Origin of the sequence: Mycolicibacterium parafortuitum (assembly GCF_002086815.1) — a bacterium.
Classification (GTDB): domain Bacteria; phylum Actinomycetota; class Actinomycetes; order Mycobacteriales; family Mycobacteriaceae; genus Mycobacterium; species Mycobacterium parafortuitum.
This window is the reverse complement of sequence record NZ_MVID01000010.1, coordinates 30,502-55,424: the sequence shown is the minus strand read 5'-3', so window position 1 is coordinate 55,424 and position 24,923 is coordinate 30,502. Positions and strand designations below refer to the sequence as shown.

General features: G+C 70.5%; 13 protein-coding genes. 3 read left to right on the top strand and 10 right to left on the bottom strand.

What is annotated here, in order from left to right; all coding sequences use genetic code 11:
- Positions 1-20 precede the first annotated feature (20 nt).
- Together BST38_RS13250 and BST38_RS13245 are read left to right on the top strand one after the other, a co-directional pair.
- Entirely contained in the window at positions 21-1,193 is a 1,173-nt protein-coding gene (locus BST38_RS13250; protein WP_083143793.1) for an LLM class flavin-dependent oxidoreductase, read from the top strand.
- Between the two features lie 384 nt (positions 1,194-1,577).
- Complete coding sequence (locus BST38_RS13245) at positions 1,578-2,825, top strand: hypothetical protein (protein ID WP_110781744.1); 1,248 nt, start codon at positions 1,578-1,580, stop codon at positions 2,823-2,825.
- On the opposite strand, the gene BST38_RS13240 is transcribed toward BST38_RS13245, so the two are convergent.
- The 3 genes from BST38_RS13240 to BST38_RS13230 are packed head-to-tail and all read right to left on the bottom strand — an operon-like array spanning position 2,822 to position 4,706.
- Positions 2,822-3,541, bottom strand: a complete 720-nt coding sequence (locus tag BST38_RS13240; protein WP_083143791.1) for a nitroreductase family protein — start codon at positions 3,539-3,541, stop codon at positions 2,822-2,824. The genes BST38_RS13245 and BST38_RS13240 overlap by 4 nt on opposite strands.
- Positions 3,534-4,040, bottom strand: coding sequence for a DUF2505 domain-containing protein (locus tag BST38_RS13235; RefSeq protein ID WP_083143790.1), 507 nt, complete (start codon positions 4,038-4,040; stop codon positions 3,534-3,536). Before BST38_RS13235 ends, BST38_RS13240 begins: the two co-directional genes overlap by 8 nt.
- A 12-nt stretch (positions 4,041-4,052) precedes the next feature.
- Positions 4,053-4,706, bottom strand: a complete 654-nt coding sequence (locus BST38_RS13230) for a flavodoxin family protein (protein WP_083143789.1) — start codon at positions 4,704-4,706, stop codon at positions 4,053-4,055.
- A 95-nt stretch (positions 4,707-4,801) separates the two neighbouring features.
- Here BST38_RS13230 and BST38_RS13225 point away from each other — a divergent pair, with 95 nt between their 5' ends.
- Positions 4,802-5,632 carry a class I SAM-dependent methyltransferase gene (locus BST38_RS13225; protein ID WP_083143788.1) on the top strand — a complete coding sequence of 277 codons (831 nt, stop codon included), beginning with the start codon at positions 4,802-4,804 and terminating at the stop codon, positions 5,630-5,632.
- 7 nt (positions 5,633-5,639) lie between these two features.
- Here the strand turns inward: BST38_RS13225 and BST38_RS13220 are convergent, their stop codons facing one another.
- Genes BST38_RS13220 through BST38_RS13190 form a run of 7 tightly spaced genes read right to left on the bottom strand, consistent with a single transcriptional unit; the run spans position 5,640 to position 24,918 of the window.
- A complete protein-coding gene (locus BST38_RS13220) occupies positions 5,640-6,896 on the bottom strand; it encodes a phthiocerol/phthiodiolone dimycocerosyl transferase (RefSeq protein WP_083143787.1) in 1,257 nt (418 codons plus the stop codon).
- A 21-nt stretch (positions 6,897-6,917) separates the two neighbouring features.
- The gene (locus tag BST38_RS13215) at positions 6,918-7,763 is read right to left on the bottom strand and encodes an ABC transporter permease (RefSeq protein ID WP_083143786.1); all 846 of its coding nucleotides are present in this window, start codon (positions 7,761-7,763) and stop codon (positions 6,918-6,920) included.
- Complete coding sequence (locus BST38_RS13210) at positions 7,760-8,608, bottom strand: ABC transporter permease (RefSeq protein WP_083143785.1); 849 nt, start codon at positions 8,606-8,608, stop codon at positions 7,760-7,762. The genes BST38_RS13215 and BST38_RS13210 overlap by 4 nt, the downstream gene beginning before the upstream one ends.
- On the bottom strand, positions 8,605-9,603 hold the full coding sequence (locus BST38_RS13205; protein ID WP_083143784.1) for an efflux ABC transporter ATPase subunit, DrrA-related: 999 nt from the start codon (positions 9,601-9,603) through the stop codon (positions 8,605-8,607). The genes BST38_RS13210 and BST38_RS13205 overlap by 4 nt, the downstream gene beginning before the upstream one ends.
- Positions 9,604-9,620: 17 nt before the next feature.
- Positions 9,621-14,045 (bottom strand): type I polyketide synthase, encoded by a 4,425-nt coding sequence (locus BST38_RS13200; protein ID WP_083143783.1) that lies wholly within the window; start codon positions 14,043-14,045, stop codon positions 9,621-9,623.
- On the bottom strand, positions 14,042-19,441 hold the full coding sequence (locus BST38_RS13195; RefSeq protein ID WP_083143782.1) for a type I polyketide synthase: 5,400 nt from the start codon (positions 19,439-19,441) through the stop codon (positions 14,042-14,044). Before BST38_RS13195 ends, BST38_RS13200 begins: the two co-directional genes overlap by 4 nt.
- Positions 19,441-24,918 carry a type I polyketide synthase gene (locus tag BST38_RS13190; protein ID WP_083143781.1) on the bottom strand — a complete coding sequence of 1,826 codons (5,478 nt, stop codon included), beginning with the start codon at positions 24,916-24,918 and terminating at the stop codon, positions 19,441-19,443. The genes BST38_RS13195 and BST38_RS13190 overlap by 1 nt, the downstream gene beginning before the upstream one ends.
- Positions 24,919-24,923 lie beyond the last annotated feature (5 nt).

The following is a 24,923-nucleotide window of genomic DNA, read 5'->3' as shown; positions in this document are numbered from 1 at the left end:
CGGTAGTACGGTCGCTAACCATGACGTCCCGACCGCGATCCGCCGGCTCCCAGTTCCGTTTCGGACTGCTCGACGGCATCGTGAACACCCGGATCTCCCCGACACTGCTGCCGTCGGCCGCGATGACCACCGCGGTCGCGACCGGCGCCGACTCGTTCTGGGTGGGCGATCACATCAACTCGCTGGTGCCACGCTCGCTGGCGACCCCAGAACACCTCGGCCTGGCCGCAAAGCTCGTGCCGAAGGTCGACGCGATCCTGGAACCCTGGACCATGCTGGGTCACCTCTCGGCCCGGAACCGCATGCGGCGCTTGCGTTTCGGAGTCGGTGTGACCGATGCCAGCCGTAGGCACCCGGCGGTCACCGCCCAGGCCGCAGCGACACTGCACCTGCTCACGCGTGGCCGGGCCATCCTCGGGATCGGCGTCGGCGAGCGCGAGGGCAACGAACCCTACGGCGTCGAGTGGACCAAACCGGTCGCCAGGTTCGTCGAGGCGCTGGCGACCATCCGCGCGCTGTGGGAATCCGGCGGTGCGCCGGTGACCCGGGAATCGGACTACTTCCCGTTGCGTCACGCCGTGTTCGATCTGCCGCCGTACAAGGGCCGGTGGCCGGAGATCTGGGTCGCCGCGCACGGCCCCCGGATGCTGCGGGCCACCGGGCGGTACGCCGACGGCTGGGTGCCGTTCGTGATCTCGCGTCCGGCCGACTACGCGAAGGCCCTCGACACGGTGCGCACCGCGGCCTCGGACAACGGCCGCGACCCGATGGCGATCGTGCCCGCGGTCAACCGGACGGTCGTCACCGGTCGCACCCGCGACGACGTCGACGAAGCCCTGGACTCGGTGATCGTCAAATCGGTCGCGCTGGCCGCACCGGCCGAGGCGTGGGCGCGGCACGGCGTCGAACATCCACTCGGCGCGGACTTCTCCGGTGTGCAGGATCTGGTTCCGCAGACGATCGACGCGGAGTCCGCACTGGCCTACACCTCCAGCGTGCCGGCCTCACTGATGAAGGAGATCTGCTTCCACGGCACCCCCGACGAGGTGCTCGACCAGGTGGCCGAGTGGCGTGACCACGGTCTGCGGTATCTGCTCGTGATCAACGGCAGCCAACTCAACCCGAAGGTGCGCAAGGGCGCTGCCGCCACACTGCCGTACACCAAGGTGCTGCGCGGCCTCCGCAAGCTCTGACCACACCGCCCCCCGGCGTGTTTGCCGGGCGTGCGCCGGCGGTGGTGGCCCCGGCCGGACGCGGACGGTACCCGCGCACGGATAGCCGGCGATCGCACGCCTGGCGAGCGCGCGCCGTTTCGGCTAGGTGGCGCGCATATTCAGCGCGGTGACAACGTATTCCGCGCCTGCGTCAATTTTTTTCCGGACGCGCCGATCGAGCGCCCGGATCCGTGAATTCCCGCGTGCTGTTCACAGCCAGTTCCCAGTAAACGGTGGCGTGTCCGGCGCCCGCGGCCCCGGCGGCGAATCGCGGTTGTTTGCCGAAGGGTGGCGTCGGGCCGGATGTCGGCAGGTATGGTCAGGGCGACCATCACTGATCTGTCGGGGAGAAGTTGGGGTGTCATGCGAGTAGCCGTCAAACCGGTCGTGACGACCAGCGTGGCGTTGGTAGGGGCCAGCGTCATCGCCGTAACTCCTGTAACTCCGTCGGAGCCGGCCGCGCGCGCCGTCGAATCCGACGTCAGCCTGTCCGCCTCGTCCGTGGCCTACATCCCGGTCAACATGGTGCAGCAAGCCCTCAGCGCGCCCGCCAACATGGTCGCCGCCGTCGACCGGCTGGCCGCCGCGCTGGCGATCAGCGGCAGCTGGAACGAGAACCAGCCCAACAATCAGTGGGGCTGGGACGAGGCCAACCCGGCGATGCTGATGGAGCTGATCAACGTCCTGATCCCGTTCCCGGCGTTCTCCGAGCCGTGGGGCAGGCATCTCAACTGGTGGGCGACGGCGAATCTGCCGATGCACGAGGGCTGTAACTACGACTGCCCCGATCTGCCGGGCATGCTCGACAAGATGTTCAAGGTGCCGATGAGCGCCTTCTACAGCGAGCAGGGCTACACCTTTCCGGAGGTGCGGACCCCGCTCAACGGCGTCGAGACGCCGTGGTCGCAGCAGACGGTCAAACTCGACCCGGCCGAACCCCTCCGGTCGGTGTGGGACTCGCTGACCGCCGAACCGAGCGGGGTCAAGACCACCACGCTGTGGGAGGCCGTCACCGCGTTCGCGAATCTCGGTGCGGCACTGCAGATCACCGGCCATGTCCCGGACTGGCTCGCGGTGCGCGAGATCGAGCGGTTCGTGAAGTACTTCCTGCGCCCGCCCGCCGAGGAGCAGGTCACCGAGGTTCCGGACGAGACCGACACCCCCGCCACCGCGACCGTCCCGGCCGGCGACAACCTCATCTCGCTGACCGCCGAGGCCGTGGCAGCCGATACCGTGTCCACCGATACCGAGGCGGCCGAGACCGTGTCCACCTCGGTGGTCGACCAAGCGACCGAGTCGCTGAAGCGCAAGTTCGCGCTCGCCAAAGACGCTGAGCCCGTGAGTGACACTGACGCCGTGGACGACACTGAGAGCACGGACATCTCCGACGCCGGCGAGGACCCCAAATCCGAGGCCGATGACGAGGCCCCGTCCACGTCGGCCGGCAGCAAGCACCGCAAGCCGAGCAGCGAGTCGCGGAAGGGCTCGGCCGACGCCCCGTCGGACACCAAAGCGGACACGAAGGCCGACGCCAAGGACTCCGGCAGCGCCGGATCCGACAGCGACAAGGCGTCGGCGAGCAGCGCGAAATCCGGCAGCAGCGACAGCTAACCGGTGCCCATCCAGGGCCGGTTGCCGTAGGTGTTCAGATGCATCACCTCGGTGACCGGCCTCCGGGTGGTCGGGCCGTAGCGGCCCCGCGGCCACCCCAGCGGAACCACGCAGCACGGCGTGACCGACACCGGTAGCCCGAGAGTCCTGCGCGTGGAGGTCACGCTCCACAGCGGCAGCGTGATCAGCGACGCGCCCAGCCCCATCGCGCGCGCGGCCAGCAGCAGATTCTGCACGCTCGGATAGATCGAACCGAAGAACCCGGACAGCGCCGCGTGCGGCATCGGCACGAACGGGATGCGGCCGTCCTTGGCGCCCAGCTTCAGGCATGCCACGATCAGCACCGGAACCTCGGTGAAGTGGTCGACCTGCCACTGCACGGCCTTGGCGGTCTTGGCCATCGACGGATCTTTCTTCGACACCCGCCTGATCACCGTGTGGTAGTACAGGTTCCACGCCTGGCGGTAGCGCTTGGCGAGCTTCTTCTTTGTCTCGTAGTCCTTGATGACGATGAATTCCCAGTTCTGCCCGTTGGCGCCGGTCGGCGCGTGCAGCGCCACCTCCAGGCACTTCTTGATGATCTCGTCGTCGATCGGATCGGGATAGACCCGGCGCACCGCGCGCTGGGTCATCATCGCGTCGACCAGCGGCATCTCAAGGCGCGCAAGCGCTTCCGAGGTCGACGGGATGCCGGTGGACGGAACGGGTTCAGCCATGGGTTGCAATCCAATCCGAGGTGAAGCGTGTCAATTGCGGGATCTCGGCGACGATCTGATCGCAGATCGCCTTCTCGACCTTGCCGCCGACCAGCGGGATCTTGACCTCGATCGTGCCGGTGAACGTCAGCCGGGATCCGCCGGGCCGCGGCTGCAGCGCCGCGCTGCCGACCCCGTCGCCCGGCACTCCGGACGCGTCGATGGTCACCGTGCCGGCGACCTCGCCGTCACCGCTGCGCCGCCAGGTCTCCGACCGCACGAGCGTCAGGCTGCCGCGGAACACCTTGGTCAGCGGGCCGGGCAGCAGATCGTTGCGCAGATCCTGGGTGGTGGCGACCACGACGCCGCCGTCGGCGTCGACCTCCAGGGTGTCCAATGTGGTCGCACCGCCGCCGAACTCGGCGATCCGGTCATGCCAGTAGCCCTCGGCACCGAACGCGGCGAGGATCTGTTCGACGCCGGCGGGCGAGTCGGCGTGCACGTCAAAGGGTCTCGGCACGGCGGCGCGTCCTCACTTCCCGTCGAACAACCGGTCGGCGAGCCTGCCCGCGAAAGCCCGGGCCTGGTCCACCTGTGCGGCGCTGATGTTCGTCGTCGGGATCTTCACGCCGAGGTAGCGGTCCCGGTACTCCCCGGACCCCAGATAGCTGGTCAACGACAGCATCGAGGTCAGCTGACCGCCGGGGTATTCGAAGTGGATGCTGTCGACGAACCGGCCGCCCTGCTTGTCGGCGAGTTCGCGCACCGCCTCCAGGTTCTTCCGCCAGTAGCGGCGGCACACCGTGATGACCGCGTACGGCGTTCCGTTCAGCAGCGGTCCGGCCTCTTTGGACTCCAGGAAGGAGCGCAACGGCATGCTGACCGTGTCCCACCACGTCGGTGAGCCGAACAGCACCAGGTCGTAGTCGCCGGCGCGCACCGCGTCGGGGGTGCGGATCTCCCCCGTCTCGCCGCGGCCCTGCGCCTTGAAGACGCTGAACATGTCCGGCCACACCCGGCGCATCGGGAACCGGGTGAACGGCTCGGAGTACTGCGGGTCGACGAACTCGATCGGCGCGAGCGTCACCTCGCAGCCGCGCTCGCGCAGAACATCGGCGGCGGCGTCGAGAACCTTCTGGGTCTGGCCGGTGTAGGAGTAGTACACCAACAGCACCTTCGCGCTCATCGTTGCCTCCTGCTCGCGCACGCTGAATTCACATCCGCTCCTTCCGGGGTGGGGCTGATTGTTGCCTGGCGGCGTTTCCGCATAGCCTCTCTGGCATGACCGACAAGGTTTCCATCGATCTGACCGGGCCCGCCCAGACGATGCTGACGACCCTCTATCTGAAGGCGCTGGACGCCGACTTCCCGCGTCCCGTGCTCGGTGACCAGTTTGCCAAAGAGGCGATCGCGCGTATCGACTACGACTGGGACGACCTCGGCGTCAGCGGCAAATGGGCACCGCTGGTCACGGTCCGCACCGCACAGTACGACATCTGGGCCAAGCAGTTCATCGCCGCGCACGGCGACTGCACCGTCATCCATTTGGGCTGTGGGCTCGACCCCCGGGTGTTCCGGGTCGATCCCGGTCCCGGCGTGCAGTGGTACGACGTCGACTTCCCCGGGGTCATCGAACTGCGTGAGCAGGTCTACCCGTCGCGGCCGAACTACCATTTGCTGCCCACTCCGGCGACCGAGCTGTCCTGGCTGGACCAGATCCCCACCGGCAAGCCCGTGCTGTTCCTCGCCGAGGGCATCAGCATGTACCTGACCGAGGACGAGGGCATCGCGTTGCTGCGCCGTGTGGTCGAGCGGTTCGGCACCGGCGAACTGCAGATCGATTTCTACAACTGGGTCGGCATCCGCTCCCAGAAGACCCAGACGCTGGTGCGCAAGACCGGCTCCAAGCTGTACTGGGCGGTCAACAGCCCCGACGACATCCTGTCCAAGGTGCCCGGCACCCGGCTGCTGGCCTCGGCGACGCTGTTCGACGCCGGCACGGCGTCGCGGGTGACCAAACCGTGGCGGGCGCTGGGCCACGCCGTGCGGGTGCTGCCCCCGGTGCGCAACGCGCTGCAGTACCACCGCTACGGATTCGGGCCCGTCAGCTGACACGGGCTCAGCTGACACGAACAGAAGCCTGCCGGGCCGCGATGCCCTGCAGCAGCCTCTCGATCGCCTGGACGGATTTCTCGGGCTGCGGTCCGTGCGAGTGGTACTCGATCATCAGCCGGCCGGCGAAGATCTTGCTGGTGTAGATCTCGATGCCGGCGCCGACCGCGAAGTACAACTCGCCGTGGCTGGCGGCCAGCTCCATCTCCGGTGGCATGCGCATCGGCGGCACGATCCCGTTGTCGGTGAACATCACCACGTCCGGCAGCCCCGGCGGGTTCCCCACGTACTGCGGGCTGAAGTGCAGGAAGCTCTGCTGGATCACGCCCTCGGCGATGTCCTTCTTGAACGTGTCGTTGATGTCGCGGGCCAGATCGACGACGTCGGTGTCGGGTGAGATCTCGGCCAGATAGGTCGCGATACCGACGGGGTTGGTGGCCTCGGTCGCCGACACCGGCGGCGACAGCAGGTAACGCAGGTCGACCGGGTACACGTACGGCACCGGGATGTTCGGCGTCTGCCGCAACTGCCATTCCGCCATCAGGATGGCGCCGGACAGCAGGCTGTTGAGCCCCAGCTTGTTGGCCCGGCAGAACGCGATGATGTTCTCGGTCTGCTCCTCGGAGAGCTTGCAGAACTCCATCGGCACCCGTTGCGGGAACACCGGATTCGACTCGGCCGGGGCGCGGCGCGACGGCGGCACGTCGTAGGCGAACATCGCCGCGAGCAGGCGCTCCAGTCCCGAGCGTTGCTTCTTCTCCACCGCGCGGTCGGACAGGATCTTCTCCAGCGACACCGGGACGGGCGCCACCTGTGCCGGGCGCGCGGTGCCCGTCGTGACGAGATCGGTGTAGGTCGAGAACAGCTCCTCGACGAGGCTGAACTGGTGGTGCCCGTCGGCGAGGCTGTGGTGGATGTACAGCGTCAGGTGGGTCTCGTCGTCGCGGCGGGTCAACCGCAGATGTGTCAGCGCCGCGGTCTGGTCGAACAGCAGCGGCGGCGCCTCGGCGTCGCCGGTCAACTCCACGACCTCAAGCCCCTGGTGCATCAGGTCGTCGAGCACGATCTCCCACTTGCCGTCCGGATCCTGCTCCAGATGACCGTTGAGCACCGGGTGGGCCTGCACCAGCGCGTCGAACGCCTCGGACAGCGCGTCGACGTCGATGGTGCCGCGCACGTGGGCGGCGAGCCCGACGAAGTTCTGCGTTTCGGCGAACATCTCCTCGCTGCGCGCGAGCTTGCGGATGCCCGAGGACGGAAACATGCGTTGAGACTCCCTGGTTGATCAGCCGCGCTTGCTGGCCCTGCGGTATCCGATCGCCAGGGGTACGGCGCACAGCGCGGCGATGCCCGCCGCCCACAGCACCGAGAACAACACGGGTTCGGCGATCGGACCTTCAAGGGACAAGCCCTTCATCGCCTCGATCGTAGTGCTGACGGGCTGATGCTCGACGAAGGGCTGCAGCCACTCCGGGTACTGGTCGAGCGGAACGAACCCGATCGAGAAGAACATCAGGATCGCGATCAGGATCTCGGTGGCCTGTGGTGCGATCGTGCTCGACGAGAACAACGCCAGTGTCAGCACCGCCGCCGACAGCGTCACACCGAACAACGCGGGCATGAAGACCCACGCGATCGCCGCCAGCGGTCCCTGCTCGAACCGGAACCCGAGGGCCAGCCCCACGCACATCACCACCAGCGTGATCACGACGATCCGGACGAAGTCGGCGAGCAGGCGGGCCAGCAGCCCGGCCGCGCGGTGCACCGGCACCACCCACAGCCGCGACAGCAGACCGGCCTCACGTTCCCGCATGATGCCGACCGCACCGATGATCGAGCCCGTCATACCGCCGACCAGGGCCACCAACGGCACCTGACCGTACAGCCCGCTGTGCCCGGTGACCTGTTCGATCACGTCGCCGAGCACGATGTCGAGCGCGATCAGGAAGACCGCGGGCATCACCATCGACTGCACCAGGGTGGCCGGATCGCGGCTCCACCGCCGCAGGATCCGCGCGGTCAGCACCGCGACCTGGGGCACCAGCTGCCGCGGGGAGTTCTCCCAGACGTGAGCGCGGCGATGTTTGCCGCCGCCGCGATACGGCGACATCGGCGAGGACTCCACGGTCACGAGTTCCGCCTCCTGGTCACCCAGATGTGCAGCGCGAGTGCGACCACGATGCACACCACCGCCCAGGCCAGCGCGGGCCCGAGGACCGACCAGGTGGCTTCCGGTGCGTTCCCGGTGCTGTCACCGGCGAATGCCTGCAACCCGTAGACCCACTGCGACAGCGGCTGGTTGCGGACGAAGCCCTGGATCCAGTCGGGGAACCGCTCGGCCGGCTGCAAACCGACCGATGCGAGCCCGAGCGTCAGCTGCGGGATCAGCATCATCGGGGCCGTCGCCTCCGGGTTCTGCGTCGCGACGCCGATCAGGTCGCCGATGATGGCCAGCGCCGCGCCGATCAGCAGGGCCAGCCCGACGAAGCCCAGGATGCCGAACACCCCGTTGTCGAACCGGAAACCGATGACATGGCCGCACCCGATCGAGACCGCCAGCGCGACGCAGCAGCGGTACATGCTGGCCGTCATCCGTGACGCCAGCGGCATCACGGCCGGGATCGGCATCGCGCGGAACCGCCGGTTGATGCCGTCGACGGAGTCGGTCGCCGATCGGAACGCCGCCGAGATCGCGGCGAACCAGACCGCCTGCAACACGATCAACGGGGTCAGGTACTGCGCGTAGCTGCTCAGCGGCTGCACCGCGCCCATCATCTGTTTGAGCGGCAGGTAGTAACCGATCGTGAACACGACGGAGCCGACGATCTGGGTCGCGAGCTCCCCGTTGCGCAGCGTCGGGATGATCATCCGGACCGTCAGCACCCACCACTGCTGGATGGTCGACACCGGCGGGCGGGCGGCGTGCGGGATGGCCACCGAACGAGGCGGAGCCGTGGCCGCGAGCTGATCGGTCACGCGTACGCGTCCGCGGCCACGCGCGAGTCCGGGGACTCCTGGTTCGGGTGGTCGCCGGTCAGCGCCAGGAACACCTCGTCCAGCGACGGTCGGCGCAGCGCGATGTCGCTGAGCTCGATGTGCGCCTCGCTGAGCAGGTGCAGCGCCTGCATCAGCGTGTTCGGGCCGTCGGGGGCCGGCATCGAGATGCGGTCCGACGAGTCGGTGATCGCGTCGCGGTGCGCGTCCGGCAGCAGCGGGCCGAGCACCCGCGCGACCTCACGCAGCTGACCGAGCTGGCGCGGCACGATCTCGCAGTAGGTGCCGCCGGTGCGTTCCTTGAGCTGATCAGCGGTGCCCTCGGCGATCACCGTGCCCTTGTCGATCACGATGATGCGGTCGCTGAGCAGATCCGCCTCTTCGAGGTACTGGGTGGTCAGCAGCGTGGCGATGCCGGCTTCCTTGAAGTCGGTGACCAGCTCCCAGATCGCCTGCCTGCTGCGCGGGTCCAGGCCAGTGGTGGGCTCGTCGAGGAACACCACCTCCGGGCGCACCACCAGCCCGCACGCGATGTCGATGCGCCGCTTCATGCCGCCGGAGTAGTTGCCCACCGGGCGGTCGCCCGCCTGCACCAGGTCGAACTGCTCGAGCAGCTCCTGGGCGCGCTGTTTGGCGACCTTCTTCTTGAGGCCCTGCAGCCTGCCGAACATCAGCAGGTTCTCGCGGCCGGTCAGCAGGTCGTCGAGCGCGGCGTGCTGGCCGGTCAGCATCAGCGCGCGGCGCACCCCGGCCGGGTCGCTGACCACGTCGTGACCGGCGATCAGCGCGCGCCCGGCGTCCGGTTTGATCAGCGTCGACAGGATGTTGACCGTCGTCGTCTTGCCCGCGCCGTTGGGTCCCAGCAGGCCCAGAACCTCGCCGCGTTCCACCTCGAAGCTGACATCGCGCAGGGCGGTCACCGTACCGAAGGATTTCTTGATCCCCGACACGACGACGGCTTTGTCGGTGCTGGACATGAGTTCCCCTCTACCCCCTAGGACAGATCGACCAGAGCCAGCTCATCGCCGGCCGCGTCGCTGTCCTGTTCGGCGAGCGCCTCCCTGGTGATATCCAGGATCGCCGCCGAATACTGTCGGGCAAAGGATTCCACATCGGTCGGTCCGAGACGGCGGTTGTCGTACCACCAGTCCACATGCAGCACGCCCGCGGAGCGGTAGACCCGCAGCTCGAGCGCGTGCCCCAGACCCGGCAGTGCGTCGCGGATCGGCATCGCGGTGTCCGCGTCAAACCGCACCGGCGCATCGTCGGGCTGCTCGGCCGGCACGTCGGGAATGGTCCCGACGTGCGAGAACAGGATGTCGGCGGGACGGCCCGCACCGAGCAGACGCGCGGTCGGCGCGTACAGGTAGCGCAGCAACCCGTACCCGATGCCGTAGTGCGGCACCGCGTCGAGGTGCTCGCGCACCTCGTGCAGCGCGGTCATCGCGGCACCGTCTCGGGACGCGGTGAGCACCACCGGATGCAGCGCGGTGAACGAGCCGACCGTGCGCTGCAGATCGACGTCCGGCTTGAGCACCGAGCGCCCGCGCCCGCCGAGGTCGACGGCCACCGCGCCCTCCCCGACCGTCGCGGCGACGGCACGGCCCAGCGCGGCCAGCAACACCTCCTCGACCGACAGGCCCAGTCGGCGCCGGGCGTCGTCGACCTCACCGGTCTCGTCGGCCGACAGCGCCGTCGACAACCGCACCAGATCCTCGGCGCCGGGACGTTCGGCGGGCTCGGCGCCCGCGACCCGCAGCGTGGACCGGTTCGCGGTCTGCAGCCAGTGGTCGCGGCTGTCGAGCACCGCGGGATGACTGGCCAGCGCGGCACAGCGGTGCGACCACTCCCGCCACGACGCGGGCACCGGCGCCAGCGTGATCTCCTCCCCCGCCATCCGCTGGTTGAACGCGGTGAACAGGTCGGTGAGCAGCACATCGCGGGACGCCGAATCGCCGGCCACGTCGCCGGCCACACCGTGCAGGCTCAACGCCAGGTACGACGGGCCGCTGGAACCGCTGCGGATCAGCGTCGCGGTCAGCGGCACCACCACCTGGTGTTCGCGCACCTGCTCGTCGAGGTAGCCCAGCACCAGCTCGCGCTCCTGCGGGCTGCCGGACGCCACCCCGTCGGGCAGCGCCCGGGTGACCAGCTCGGTGAACTCGCGGGGCTCGGCGATGGTCTGGTCCCAGGTGCCCGAGCGCTCCACCAGACGCACCCGCAGCACGTCGTGCGCGGCGGTGACGGCGGTGAGCACCGCACGGACATCCTCTTCGCCGACGTCGGCCCGCAGACCGAGGATGACGGGGATCCGCCACCGGCCGATGTCACGGAGCCCGTGCTCCAGGAAGTACGCGACGTTCGGCGGCACCGGCGGGTTGGCCGACTCGTCGATGTTCTGCCGGGCCAGGCCGCCCTCGGCGTAGCGGGCGGTCAGCACCTTGGCCAGCGACGCCACGGTCTGGTTCTCGTAGAGATCCTGCGGCGTCAGGTCCAGGCCGGCGTGGCCCGCGGTCATCGCGACGCTGATCGCGACCAGCGAGTCGCCGCCGATCTCGAAGAAGTTCGCGTGGCGGTCGATCTCGGGCACCCCGAGGCACTGCGCCCAGATGCGCTGCAGCGACGCCTCGACGGTGGAGGTGCCGCCGGCCTGGGCCGGGGCCGAACCCGCCGCCGCGGCGGCCGGCTGCCCGGTCGCGCCCGCGCTGCCCGCGACCCACGCGGAACCCGGGTTGTACTCGACCCAGTGCCGCTGCTTGGCGAACGGGTAGCCGGGCAGCGTGACCAGCGCATGCTGGCCGGCGGCGGCGCGGTCCCCCTGATCCCAGTCGACGTCGACGTCGGCGGCCCACAGCTGGCCGAGCGCGAGGTGGAAAGTGTCGTCGTCGCTGCGGTTCTGCGCCTGATGACGCATCAGCCGCACCGCGCGGTGCCGCTCCGACCACCGCGGATGCCTGCCCGCCGACGAGGTCAGCGTGCCGCCGGGACCGACCTCCACCAGCACCCGGTCGGGGGTGGCCAGCAGCGCGTCGAGTTCGTCGGCGAAACGCACGGTGGCGCGGATCTGACGCGCCCAGGTCGCCGGGTTGGTCGCCTCCGAGGCCGACATCACCGTTCCGGTGACGTTGGACAGGAGCGGGATCTGCGGTTCCCGCAGCGTCACCCCGGCCAGGAATGCGGTGAACTCGGCGACCACCGGGTCCATCAGCCGGGAGTGGAACGCGTGCGACGTGCGTACCCGGCGGGCTGCGACACCCTTCTCGGCCAGGCCGGCCTGGAACGCGCGGATCGCCTCCTCGCTGCCCGCGACCACACAGCTGCCGGGATCGTTGATCGTCGCGATGTCGACGTCGGGGGTCAGGTGCTCGGCGACGGCCTCGGGGCTCAGCGGCACCGCGACCATCACGCCGCGCGGCGCCGCGTGCATCAGCTTCGCGCGCTGGCTGACCACCTTCACGGCGGTGTCCAGGTCGAACACGCCGGCCAGGGTGGCCGCCGGGTACTCGCCGATGCTGTGCCCGGCCATGATCGCCGGCTCCACGCCGTAGGACTGGACCAGCTTGGCCAGCGCGTACTCGACGGTGAACAGCGCGGGCTGAGCCCGGTCGGTGTGCTCCAGGTTGCGGCCGACACCGTCGAAGATCTCGGCGCGCAGGTCGTAACCCATGTGGTCACTGAAGGCGCTCGCGCACTCGTCGAAGTGGCGGGCGAACACCGGCTCGTTGTCGTGCAGTCCGCGGGCCATCCCGACGTGCTGGGCGCCCTGACCGGGGAACAGGAACGCGACCCGATCCTCGGAGCGTTCGCCGTCGGGGACGGCCTGGCCGATGAACACGTTGTCGGTTTCGGTAGCCGACAGCACGGTCGCGGCGTTGGCCTGGTCGCGCACGACGGCGGCCATCCGGACCGGCTCCCTGCGGCGCCGGGTCAGCGTGTAGGCCGCGTCGGGCAGGCTGATCTCGGCGCTGTCGGCGAGCTCACCGGCCAGCGCGGCGCGCGAATCCTCCAGCGCCTCCTGAGTTCTCGCCGAGAGCACCAGCACCGACGGCCGCGCCCTGGCGGGCGTCGGCGCGGGTTGGTACGGCGCCTCCTCCAGCACGATGTGGGCGTTGGTGCCGCCCACGCCGAACGAGCTGACGCCGGCGCGGCGGATGCCGTCGGCCTCCCACGGGCCGTCCTGGTTGCGGATGCGGAACGGTCCACGGTCCAGGTGCAGTTCGGGGTTGGGGCTGGTGTAGTGCAGCGTGGCCGGGATCGCCTTGTTCTCCAGGCACAGGATGGCCTTGATCAGGCCGGCGATACCCGCCGCGGTCTCCAGGTGGCCGATGTTGGATTTCACCGAGCCGAGATAGCAGGGGCCGCTGCGGGTCTCCTCGGAGAGGTCGAACGCCTGGCGCAGCCCCTCGATCTCGATCGGGTCACCCAGCGGGGTTCCGGTGCCGTGCGTCTCGACATAGCCGATCGACGACGCGTCGACGCCGGCGATCGCGTGCGCCTCGGCGATGACCTCGGCCTGGCCCAGCGCGTTCGGGGCGGCATAGGTCATCTTCGTCGCGCCGTCGTTGTTCAGCGCCGACCCGCGGATCACGGCGTGGATGCGGTCGCCGTCGTCGACGGCGTCCGCAAGGGCCTTGAGCACCAGCACGCCGACACCGCTGCCGAACACGGTGCCGTCGGAGCGGACGTCGAACGGGCGGCACTGCCCCGTCGGCGACACCATCGAGCCCTGCGCGTACCAGTAGCCGACCTTGTTCGGGATGCGGATCGACGAGCCGCCGGCCAGCGCGATGTCGCACTCGCCGTTGAGGATCGACTGGCAGGCCAGGTGCACCGCCACCAGCGACGACGAGCACGCGGTCGAGACCGACAACGCCGGGCCGCGCAGGTCGAAGCTGTGCGCCACCCGGGTGGCCAGGTGGTCCTTGTCATTGGACAGCGACAGGCTGACCATGTCGAAGCTGGCGCCCTGCCCGATCACCATCATCGGGTCGTAGTTCGACATCAGGTTGTGCAGCAGATACCCGCTGGTCGAACTGGTGCCGAACACGCCGACGGTCGCCTCGAGATCCTTCGGGTCGTAGCCGGCGTCCTCGAACGCATGGAACACGGTCTGCAGGAACAGCCGGTGCTGCGGGTCGAGGCCCTTGGCCGCCTGCGGTGTGAACCCGAAGAAGTCGGCGTCGAACTCCTCGATGCCCGCCATCAGCGCGGCGCGCCGGATGTAGGCCCGGTTGGCCAGCGCCTGCTCGGTGACCCCGGCGGCCAGCAGCTCGCTCTCGGACAGGTCGACGATCGACTCGACGCCGCCCCGCAGGTTGCGCCAGAACTCCGACACCGATGCCGCGCCGGGGAACCGTCCGGCCATGCCGATGACGGCGATGGCGTTGTCGGGCAGTTCTGGCTCGTGTCCCGCTGTCACGATCGTGGTCCTACCTTTCGCCGCGATGCGGCCCGTTGACGCGCGGCGGCACGCTGCTGTGCCCGCTCGCGCAGAGCGTTCGGCCGGTCCGATCCGTCCTCCTCGGCCAGGCCGAGCTGACGGATCAGATCCAACGCCACGTCGTTCAGGGTGGCACCCTGCAGCAGCAGCGCGACCGGGGGCTCCACCCCGAAGTCGCCGCGGATCGTGTTACGCATCCGCACCGCCATCAGCGAGTCGAGTCCCATCTCGGTCAGCGGCTTGGCGGTGTCGACGGCGCTGTCGGTCGAATAGCCCATCACACCGGCGATCCGGCGGCGCAGCCGCGCCACCACGACCCGGTTGACCTCGGCGGCCGAGAGGGTCTTCAGCGCGTCGGCGCCCTCCCAGTCGTCGTCGGCGTCGTCGACGTCGAGCTCGGAGACCAGGTCGGCGAAGAAGCCGATCTGCCGGATCTCCGGGAACGCCGCGGCGGCCCGGTCCAGCCGTAGCCGGGCGATACCGACCTGGGACAGCCCGGCGGCCAGCACGCCGCCGAGCGCCTCCACACCCTCGTCGGGGGTGATCGGGTCGAGCACCGAGAACTTCAGCGAACTGGCCAGGCCGACCTCGGCCCACTGACCCCAGTTCACCGTCGTCGCGGGCAGACCCGCCGCACGCCGCCACGCCACCAGCGCATCCAGCCACGCATTGGCGCACGCATAGGCGGCCTGGCCCGGCGAACCGAGCAGCGACGCGACCGACGAGAACCCGACCCACCAGTCGAGGGCCTTGTCGGCGGTGGCCTCGTGCAGGCGCCACGCACCGGCCGCCTTGGGCGCCCAGATCGTGTCCATGCTCTCCCGGGTCAGCCCGACGACCAGTTCGTCGTCGAGCACGGCGGCCGAGTGCAGCACACCGCGCAGCGGCTTACCGGTCTCCTCGGCGGCGGCCACCAGCCGTGCCGCGGTGCCGGGGGTCGCGATGTCGCCGGTGACGACGGAGATCTCGGCGCGCGCCGACAGCTCGTCGAGCACGGCCTGTGCGGCCTCGGACGGTCCGCTGCGGCCGTTGAGGACCAGCCGGCCCGCGCCGTTGTCCACCAGCCAGCGCACCACGGCCAGGCCGACGCCGCCGAGGGCGCCGGTCACGACGTAGGAGCCGTCGCCACGGACCTCGAGCCGGCCCGGGGTCGCCGGCAGCGCGGCCCGCGACAGCCGCTCCACCCGCCGCGAACCGTCGCGCCACGCGATCACGTCGTCCGCGCCGTCGGCGGAGATCTCGGTCGCCAGGATCGCGGCGGTGTCACCGTCGGCGCCGACGTCGAGCAGAGTGGCGCGCAGATCCGGGTGCTCGTAGGCGAGGACGCGGATCAGGGCCTTCAGGGTGCCGACGCCCGGGTTGCCGCCCCCGTCGCCGTCGGTCACGGTGAGACCGCCGCGGCTGACCACCCACAGGCGCGGCGGTTTGCCGTGCCAGCTCCCGACGATCGACCGGACCGTCGCGGCGATCTCCCACACCGCGTCCTGCGCGGCGCGCAGGCGGGCGTCGGCGTCGGTCCCGTCGAAGTCAGGCACGTCGACCAGCACCACGACCCCGGCGGGCGGCAGCGCCGCATCCGAGGTCGCCGACGCCAGCGCGTCACGGGCGGCCGACTCGTCGGCCAGCGGCGCGGCGATGACGCGGTGCTGGGCGTCGCCGAATCCGTCGGCGAACCGTTTGGCCTCACCGAGTGCGGCGTCGCCGTCGGCGAGCACCAGCCAGCTGCCGGGCGCCGCGCTACCCGCGGCGACCGTCGACTCGACCCAGCGGCTGTCGAAGATCTTCTGCGACAACGGAAGTGGCACGGTGCGGCGCTGGATACGCTTCAGTGCGACGTTGTCGATCTGGGCCAGCACGGTCCCGGTGTCGTCGGTCAGGGTGACCCGGCCGACGGCGTCGCCGGACTCCTGCCCGACGCTGACGAGTTCGGCGCGGCACTTGGCGCGCCGCCCGAGCTCACCGAACACCCGCACCGAACCGAACCCGACGGGCAGGTAGGTGACGTCGTTGGCGTCGGTCAGCGACTCGTCACCCAATGCGGCGGCCAGGCCCTGCAGTGCGGCGTCGAGCAGCACCGGGTGCAGCGTGATGCCGCGGTGCGGCGTCGCCTCGTCGGGCAGCACGATCTCGGTGTCGGCCGCACCGCCGGCGCGTGCGATGCGGGTCAGTGCCGCGAACGCCTGCGCGTGGTGGGCTCCGGTGCGCCGCAGCGCGGTGTAGAAGTCCGCGGGCGAGACCGGGGTCGCGTCGGTCAGCGGAGCCGGTTTGACGGGGTCGGCCGACGAGGCCGCCTTGACCGTGCCCGCGGCGTGCCGGGTCCAGGTGCCCGCCTCCGAGCGGGAGTGGATCTCGACCGTCGACACACCGTCCTGACCCGTGCTGACCTGGGTGGTCAGTTTCGTGTGCGGATCCAGCGGCAGCATCTGCTCGACCTCGACGGACACCTCGACACCGGTGGCGGGCAGACCGAGCGCCTCCTGGGCCGCGGCGAGCGCGATCTCGGCGAAACCGGCGCCCGGCATCACCGGCATACCGTGCACGATGTGGTCACCCAGCCACGGGTGGGCCTCCAGCCCGACATCGGACTGCCAGACGTGACCGGCGCCCGACGGCAGTTCGACGTGCAGCCCCAGCAGCGGGTGCGTGCCGGCGAACTGCTGACCGCCGGAGCGGTCGGCCATCCAGTACGCGGTGTGCTGCCACGCGGTGGCCGGCACATCGACCAGGTGCCCGGATACGCCCTCGGGCGCCTTGGCCGCGGGCGGGCGCACCGCCGACAGTTGCGCGTGGAACGCCAGCGTCTCCGGGTGGTCCCGGTTCACGGTGGAGCCGACGTGGAACTTGCGGCTGGTGCCCTGCGCGTCGAGGGTGTCGGTGATCGCGTGCGTCAGCAGCGGATGCGGGCTGATCTCGATGAAGTTGCTGTGCTCGGCGCTGGCCTCGTGGACGGCCTGGCTGAACCGCACCGGGTTGCGCAGGTTGGCCGCCCAGTAGTCGGCGGTGTACAGCGGCGACGACCCCGCGTATGCGACCGTCGACACCAGCGGGATCTTCGGAGCCGCCGGGCTCAGGTAGGCCAGTGCCTCGCGCAGTTCGTCGAGCACCGGGTCGATCGTCGGATGGTGCGACGCGACGTCCACCTCGACACGGCGGGCCAGCTTGCCCTGCGCGTCGACCAGCGCGACGACCTCGTCGACCTGCTCGGGCGGGCCCGCGATCACCGACTGCTTCGGCGATGCGTACACCGCGATCGTCAGGTCGGGGCGGTCGGCGAGCAACGCCTCGGTGGCCTGCGCGTCGAGTTCGAGCAGCGCCATCGCACCCTGCCCGGACAGCCGCTTCATCAGCCGGGTGCGGGTCGCGATGATGTCGAAGCCCTCGGCCGGGGTCAGCACGCCGGCGACGACGGCCGCGGTCGCCTCGCCCATCGAGTGCCCGATCACCGCGTCGGGTTCCACCCCGTACGAGCGCCACAGCTGAGTTAGCGCCAGCTGCATGCCGACGAGCACGGGCTGGATCCGGTCGATGCCGGTGACCGGCTCGCCGGCCTCCAGCGTCTGGCGCAGCGAGAAGCCGACCTTGTCGACGAACGCCGGTTCGAGCTCGTCGACCGCCGCGGCGAACGCGGGCTCCTCGACGAGAAGGGCCTTGCCCATGCCCGCCCACTGCGCACCCTGTCCCGAGTACAGGAACACGGTGCCCTTGCCGGCGCCGGTGCGCGCGTCACGGGCGCCGAGGACGCCGGGCGCGGACTGGCCGGCGGCCAGCGCGCGCAGCCCGGTCACCGCTTCGGCGAGGGTGCGCGCGCACACCGTCGCGACGGTCTGGTACCTGCTGCGGTGGTGGTTCACGGTGAACGCGACATCGGCCAACGACGCTGCCGCACCATCGGTTTCGAGCCAGTCGGCCAGCGATGCGGCGGACGCGGCGAGCCGCTGGGGGGTCTTGCCGGACACGACCAGCGTGGCGACCTTCGGCGCCGGGTCGACGGGCGCGGCGGCCGGTTCGGGGCCCTGTTCGAGCACGATGTGGGCGTTGGTGCCGCCCATGCCGAACGACGACACCGCGGCGCGGCGCGGATGGTCGACCTTGGGCCAGTCTCCCTTTTCCGTCGGCACGAAAAGCCGTGTGCCCGTCGGGTTGATCTGCGAGTTCCACTTGTCGAAGTGCAGGTTCGGCGCGATGGCGCCACGTTGCAGCGTCAGCACCGCCTTGATGAACCCGGCGATACCCGCGGCCGCCTCGAGGTGGCCCATGTTGGTCTTCACCGCGCCGAGCGCGCACGGGGTGTCACCCTTGCCGTACACGGCGGCGAGCGCGTCGAACTCGATCGGATCACCCAGAGACGTTCCGGTGCCGTGGGTTTCGACGTAGTTCACGGTGCCCGCGGCGACGTCGGCCGAGCGCAGGGCCCGGGTGATCACCTCTCGTTGTGCCGGCGCGTTGGGTGCGGTCAGGCCGTTGGAGCGGCCATCCTGGTTGAGCGCCGAGCCGCGCACCACGCCGAGGACCCGGTCCCCGTCGCGCACCGCGTCGGTGAGCCGCTTGAGCACGACGACGCCCGCACCTTCGCCGCGGACGAATCCGTTGGCCCGCGAGTCGAACGCGTAGCACTTGCCGTGTGGTGAGAGCATGCCCCACTTGCCCAGCGCCAGTTGGGTTTCCGGGCGCAGGGACAGGCTGACACCGCCGGCCAGCGCCAGGTCGCTCTCCCGCATCCGCAGGCTCTGGCAGGCCAGGTGGATCGCCACCAGCGACGACGAGCACGCGGTGTCGACGGCGACCGCCGGACCCTTGAGGCCCAGCAGGTACGCGATGCGGCCGACGGTGACGCTGTGCGCATTTCCGGTCGCCGAGTACGCGTCGATGGTGTCCGGGTTACCGGCCGAGGAGCTCTGGTACTCGTTGTAGTAGACGCCGAGCATCACCGCGCCGCGGACCTCGCCGACGGCGTCGGGTGCCAGTCCGGCGTTCTCCAGCGCCTCATAGGCGACTTCGAGAACCACCCGCTGCTGCGGGTCCATCGCGGCGGCCTCGCGGGGCGTGATGCCGAAGAACTCGGCGTCGAACCCCTGCATGTCGTCGATGTAGGCGCCCCACTTCGACGGCATCCGGCCCGGCGCCATCGGGTCCGGGTCGTAGTAGGCGTCGCCGTCCCAGCGGTCGGCGGGCACCTCGGTGACCGCGTTGGTGCCGGATTCCAGCAGCTTCCAGTACTTGTCCGGGTCGGTGGCCCCGCCGGGGAACCGGCAACCCATGCCGACGACGGCGATCGGCTCGGCAGCGGCGACGCGCGAGGCCTTCTCGAACTGCTCGGTGAGCTTATCGCGCTGCTCACCCGACATCCCCGAGATCCGGTCGAATGTGGTTTTCATCAGTTGGCGCCCTCACTGCCGGCGCTCGCCGACTCGACGGAATCAGATTCGATGCTGTCGAACAGCTCGTCCAGCAAGCCGAACGAGTCGGACTCGTCCTCATCGGAATCGTCGGAAACCTCCGGTTCGGCTTCCTCGGCGGCCTGTTGTGCAGGTGCCAGGAGGTCGGCGACGAAGTCCGACAGCTGTGCGATGGACGGGTGATTCCACAGCATGGTGGCGGACAGGTCGATGCGGACCAGCTGCTTGGCGTCGCGCAGCAGGTTCATCGCCATCATCGAGTCCAGTCCCAGTTCGGGGAACGGCATCTCGACGTCGACGGCATCGTCGGGCATGCCGAGCTCGCGCGCCAGGATGGCACGCAGCCGGGTGCGCAGCTCCGCGACGGTCTGCCGGCGGTTCATCGTGGTCCAGTCGATGAACTCGGTTGCCACAGCGCCGTTCTCGTCGGCGACCGGAGCCGGCGCCGACTCGACGGGCGCGTAGGTGAGCCCGCGGATGTCGACCCAGGTGCTGCCGTCGGCGCCCTTGACCGCGACGTCGACCACGAGGGCCGCACCGCCGTCACGACGGGCGAACGCCTCGACCACGGCGGTGGTGCCGGTCAGACCGGCCACCGAGAGGCTCTCGGCGCCCGCGGGCAGCAGCAGCTGCGCATTGTCGGCGTCGGCCAGGCGCGCGACGTGCACGGCGGCGTCGACCAGCGCCGCGGCGGGCGATTCGGTCGACTCCGGAAGCGTGACGTCGGCCCGGGCACCGGCGACCGTGGCCGCGCAGTGGGAGACGGTCCATTCGAACGGCTGGCCCTCGACGCCCCATGCGCGCTGCATCTGCGCGATCGCCGGACCGTCGAACTCCTTGCCGCTGACCGTCTGATCGCCCGTGACGGCTGCGCCGGGTACCTCGGCCAGCTGGGCACTGGCGTGCCGCGTCCAGCGCTGCTCGGCGGTGTCGGGGGCCGAACTCGACCACACCGACAGCACATCGCCGGCCGCGCCCTTGTCGAACGTCACATGGATGACCTTCGGCTGGTCGGCGACGATCGGGTACTCGAACCGCACATCACACACGCCGGAGCCGTCGAGCTGACCGGCTGCGGCCGAAAGCGTCTGCAGCACAACCGAGACCGGGACGACCTCGACTCCGCGGACCCGGTGCACGACCGGGTAGGACCGCTCGCCGGGAACCAACCGGGCCCGCCACAGGCGGTCGTGCCCGGTGCCGGCGACCTCGTCGCCGAGAACGGTGCCCCACGCCGGGGCCGCGACGGCGTCCAGGTCGGCGGTGTCCCCCGGCGCCCCGACCAGATGGTCGAGCACCTTGACCGCGGCACGCATCCGGTACGCGTCGGCCAGCCGGACCCAGTCGGCGCCGGCCACCACGGTCTGCACCGCGGCGTCCGGGCTGAGCACCGCGGGCAGCATCTTGATCGCGACGTCGTTGGGCATCGGCTCCAGCCCGGCAGCCTTCATCTGCGGCTGCGCATCGGCCCACGACTTCCACAGGCCCCAGTCGACGACCGTCGCGGGCAGCCCGAGCGAGCGCCGCGCGTAGGCGAACGCATCGGCGAACGCGTTGGCCGCGGTGTAGTGCGCCACCGCGCGCGAACCGAGCAGCCCGGTGATCGACGAGAAGAGCACGAACCGGCGTACCGGGGTGCGCAGCGACAGCTTGTGCAGCACCGCGGCGGCGTCGACCTTGGACCGGAACATCGGGCTCAGGTCGTCGTCGGTCATGTCCGCGAGCAGCGCCTCACCACCGGCCAGCGACGCCAGGTAGATGCCTTCCAGCGGCGGCAGATCGGCGCCGAAGCGGGCGAACACCGCGGCCATCGACGCCTCGTCGGCCGCATCGGCGGCCACCTCGACCAATGTGGTGCCGCGGTCGGCGAGCTCTGCGGCCAGCTCGGCCAGTCCCCCGCCGCGCCGGGAGGCCGCGACCACGGTCGAAGCACCCATCTCGGCGAGCTGGCGGATCAGGTACGGGCCGACGTTGCCGGTCGCGCCGATCACCAGGTGGCTGGTTCCGCTCTCCAGTCGGGTCAGCGGCACCGCGGGCAGCGGGCGCGGCTCGAGCCGAGGCACCCGGCGCTCCCCGGCGCGGTAGACGGCCTGATCGTCACGTCCGGGCGCGTCCAGCGCGGCGGCCTCGGCACGCAGGTACTGCGCGAGCAGTTCGGCGGGCAGAGTCTCGTCGACGTCGACCAGACCGCCCCAGAACTCGGGATGCTCCAGGGCCAGCGTGCGGCCCTGCCCCCACAGCACCGCGTGCGCGGGGCTCGCGCGGTCACCGTCGGCGACCGGCTGGGCGTTGCGCGTGACGACGAACAGCCGGGGTGCATCCGCGACCCCGGCCAGCGCGACGACGAGACGGCGCAGCTGACCGAACGTCCGGTAGCTCGGTTCGGCGTCGAAGCGCGCGGCCTCGGTGGCAGGCACGTAGGCGATGTGCCGAACCCCCGGCAGGGCTGCGCCGAGAGCATCGCCGTCGTCGAGCACCGACAGCGGCAGCACCCGCGACCCGGGCCCGAGCAGCTCGGCCAGGCCGGCGGCGTCGTCTGCTTCGTCGGCGAACACCAGCCACGGCGCGTCGGTGCCGCCCTGCGGCAGCTCACGCACCGGCCAGCTCAGCTGGTGGAACCACTCATGTTTCTCGCCCTCGGCGACCGGCACGTCGGTTCCGCCCAGCCGCGCGGCTTCCGGCCGGACGGTGTGCTGGATCCAGTGGTGGGTGTGATGCCACGGTGTCGTCGGCAGCGCCACGCGCGCACCGCGCTGCGGTGTCTTCGGCGGGCGGGCCGTGTGCGTCGCGTTCAGGTTGGTGTGGAACGTGACGGTGTCGTTGGCGTCGCGCTGCAGCGTCGGCAGGCTGCGGTATGCCACTCCGGCCTGATTCCCGTCTCCGACGGGGGGCGCGAGGGTGTCCTTGATCGCGTAGCCGAGCAGCGGGTGCGGGCTGACCTCGACGAAGATCGACTTGTCCTGACCGGCCGTCGCGACCGCGCGGGCGAACCGCACCGGGTTGCGCAGGTTGGCGACCCAGTGGTCGGCGTCGAAGACGCACGAGCCGTCGGTCGGGCGGCCGTCGGTGGTCACGATGATCGGCGTGGTCGGGGTGCGCGGCGTCAGGCCCGCCAGCTCGGCACGCAGATCCTCCAGGATCGGGTCGACGATCGGGTGGTGCGAGGCGACGTCGACGTCGACGCGCCGGGCCAGCCTGTCCTGGGCGTCGACGACCGCGATCGCGGCGTCCACCTGATCGGGCGGGCCCGCGATCACCGTCTGGTGCGCCGACGCGTACACCGCCACGGTCAGTCCGTCGTAGCCGGCGATCAGCGCGTCGGCGGCGTCGGCGTCGAGCTCGAGCAGCGCCATCGCGCCCTGCCCGGACAGCCGCTTCATCAGCCGCGACCGCGTCGCGATCACCTTCAGTCCGTCGGCGGTGCTCAGCGCGCCGGACACCACCGCGGCGGTGACCTCACCCATCGAGTGGCCGATCACCGCATCGGGGGTGACGCCGTAGGACCGCCACAGCGCGGTCAGCGCGAGCTGCACACCGACCAGCACCGGCTGGATCCGGTCGATGCCGACCACCGTCTCACCGGAGGTCAGCACGTCGCGCAGGGAGAAGCCGACCTGGGCGAGGAAGTCGGGTTCGAGCTCGTCGACGGCGGCGGCGAAGGCGGGCTCCTCGGCGAGCAGCCGCTTACCCATGCCGGCCCACTGTGAGCCCTGTCCGGAGTACAGGAACACCGTGCCCGCGCCCAGCGCCGGATCGTTCGGGCCGACCACGCCGGGGGCCGGGTATCCGCCGGCGAGCGCGCGCAGCCCGGCGAGGGCCTGGTCGCGGTCCGCGGCGACGACGGTCGCGAACCGGGTGTGCTGGGCGCGGCGATGGTTCAGCGTGTCGGCGACGTCGGCGAGGCTCACGCCCGCGGCCTCCGGGCTCTGCAGCCAGTCGGCGAGCCGGCCGGCCAGCGACGCGATGCGCGCCGGGGTCTTACCGCTGACCACCAGCGTGCTGACCGGCGGAACCGGTAGCGGTGCAACAGGTTCCGCTGTCTCAACAGCGGGAGCCTGCTCGATCACGATGTGGGCGTTGGTGCCGCTGACACCGAACGAGGACACCGCGGCCCGGCGCGGACGCTGGTTGGCCGGCCAGTCCAGGTGCTCGGTGGCGATGCGGAACTTCGACGCGCCCTCACCCGCCTGCGGGGTCAGCTTCTTGAAATGCAGCTGGCGCGGGATCTCACCGTGGTGCACCGACAGCACGGTCTTGATGAACCCGGTGACGCCCGCGGCGGACTCCAGGTGGCCGAGGTTGGTCTTCACCGAGCCGAGCACCAGCGGCGCGGAATCCTTGCGATCGCCGTACACGGCCGAGAGCGCATCGAGTTCGATCGGGTCGCCCAGCGACGTGCCGGTGCCGTGCGCCTCGATGTAGTCGATGTCCGACGGTTCCAGCCGGGCGGTCTGCAACGCCTTGCGCATCAGCTCCTGCTGGGCCGGCCCGTTGGGCACCGTCTGCCCGCTGCTGGCGCCGTCCTGGTTGACCGCCGAACCGCGGACCACCGCGAGCACCCGGTCACCGTCGCGCAGCGCATCGGAGAGCCGCTTGAGCACCACCACACCGGCACCCTCGCTGCGGACGTAGCCGTTGGCGTCGGCGTCGAAGGTCTTGCACAGGCCGTCCGGGGCCAGCATGCCCCAGCGCGAGCAGGCGATGTTGTTCTCCGGCGACAGGATCAGGTTCACGCCGGCGGCCAGCGCGTGGTCGCTCTCGCCGCGGCGCAGGCTCTGGCAGGCCAGATGGATCGACACCAGCGACGACGAGCACGCCGTGTCGCTGACGACCGCCGGGCCGCGCACACCCAGGAAGTAGGACAGCCGGCCTGCGGCGAAGTTCGGCGCGTTGCCGAACGGGATGTACGGGTCGATGTCCTCGGGCCGCAGCTTGCCGACGACCGAGTGGTAGTAGTCGTTGGTGGTCAGGCCGATGAACACACCGGTCGCCGATCCGCGTAGGCCGCGCGGGTTGATCCCGGCGTTCTCCAGCGCCTCCCAGGCGACCTCAAGCAGAAGCCGCTGCTGCGGGTCCATCGCGGCCGCCTCGCGGGGCGCGATCGAGAAGAACTCGGCGTCGAACTCGTCGGGCTTCCACGAGGTCAGGAAGCCGCCCTCGCGGTTGCAGATGGTGCCGGGCACCGAGTAGTCCGGCGAGTAGTACTCGTCGGCGTCCCACCGGTCGGCGGGCACCCGGATGACGCCGTTGCCGCCGTCGGACAGGAACCGCCAGAACGCGTCGGGGTCCTCGACGCCCGCGGGCAGGCGGCAGCCGATGCCGACCACGGCGATCGGTTCGGTCTCGGCCTGCTCGGCGGCCGCGAGGCGGGCCGTCAGGTCGTCGATCTTGCGGAGCGCCTCGGTGATGATCGCCCGGCGATCCGGCGATGCGGGCGTACCTGACGCAGCAGTCATCTCAG

Excerpts from the sequence above, each read along its gene's own strand:
- BST38_RS13250 (WP_083143793.1), top strand. The coding sequence starts at position 21 with ATGACGTCCCGACCGCGATCCGCCGGCTCCCAGTTCCGTTTCGGACTG.
- BST38_RS13245 (WP_110781744.1), top strand. The coding sequence starts at position 1,578 with ATGCGAGTAGCCGTCAAACCGGTCGTGACGACCAGCGTGGCGTTGGTA.
- BST38_RS13240 (WP_083143791.1), bottom strand. The coding sequence starts at position 3,541 with ATGGCTGAACCCGTTCCGTCCACCGGCATCCCGTCGACCTCGGAAGCG.
- BST38_RS13230 (WP_083143789.1), bottom strand. The coding sequence starts at position 4,706 with ATGAGCGCGAAGGTGCTGTTGGTGTACTACTCCTACACCGGCCAGACC.
- BST38_RS13225 (WP_083143788.1), top strand. The coding sequence starts at position 4,802 with ATGACCGACAAGGTTTCCATCGATCTGACCGGGCCCGCCCAGACGATG.
- BST38_RS13220 (WP_083143787.1), bottom strand. The coding sequence starts at position 6,896 with ATGTTTCCGTCCTCGGGCATCCGCAAGCTCGCGCGCAGCGAGGAGATG.
- BST38_RS13205 (WP_083143784.1), bottom strand. The coding sequence starts at position 9,603 with ATGTCCAGCACCGACAAAGCCGTCGTCGTGTCGGGGATCAAGAAATCC.
- BST38_RS13195 (WP_083143782.1), bottom strand. The coding sequence starts at position 19,441 with ATGAAAACCACATTCGACCGGATCTCGGGGATGTCGGGTGAGCAGCGC.
- BST38_RS13190 (WP_083143781.1), bottom strand. The coding sequence starts at position 24,918 with ATGACTGCTGCGTCAGGTACGCCCGCATCGCCGGATCGCCGGGCGATC.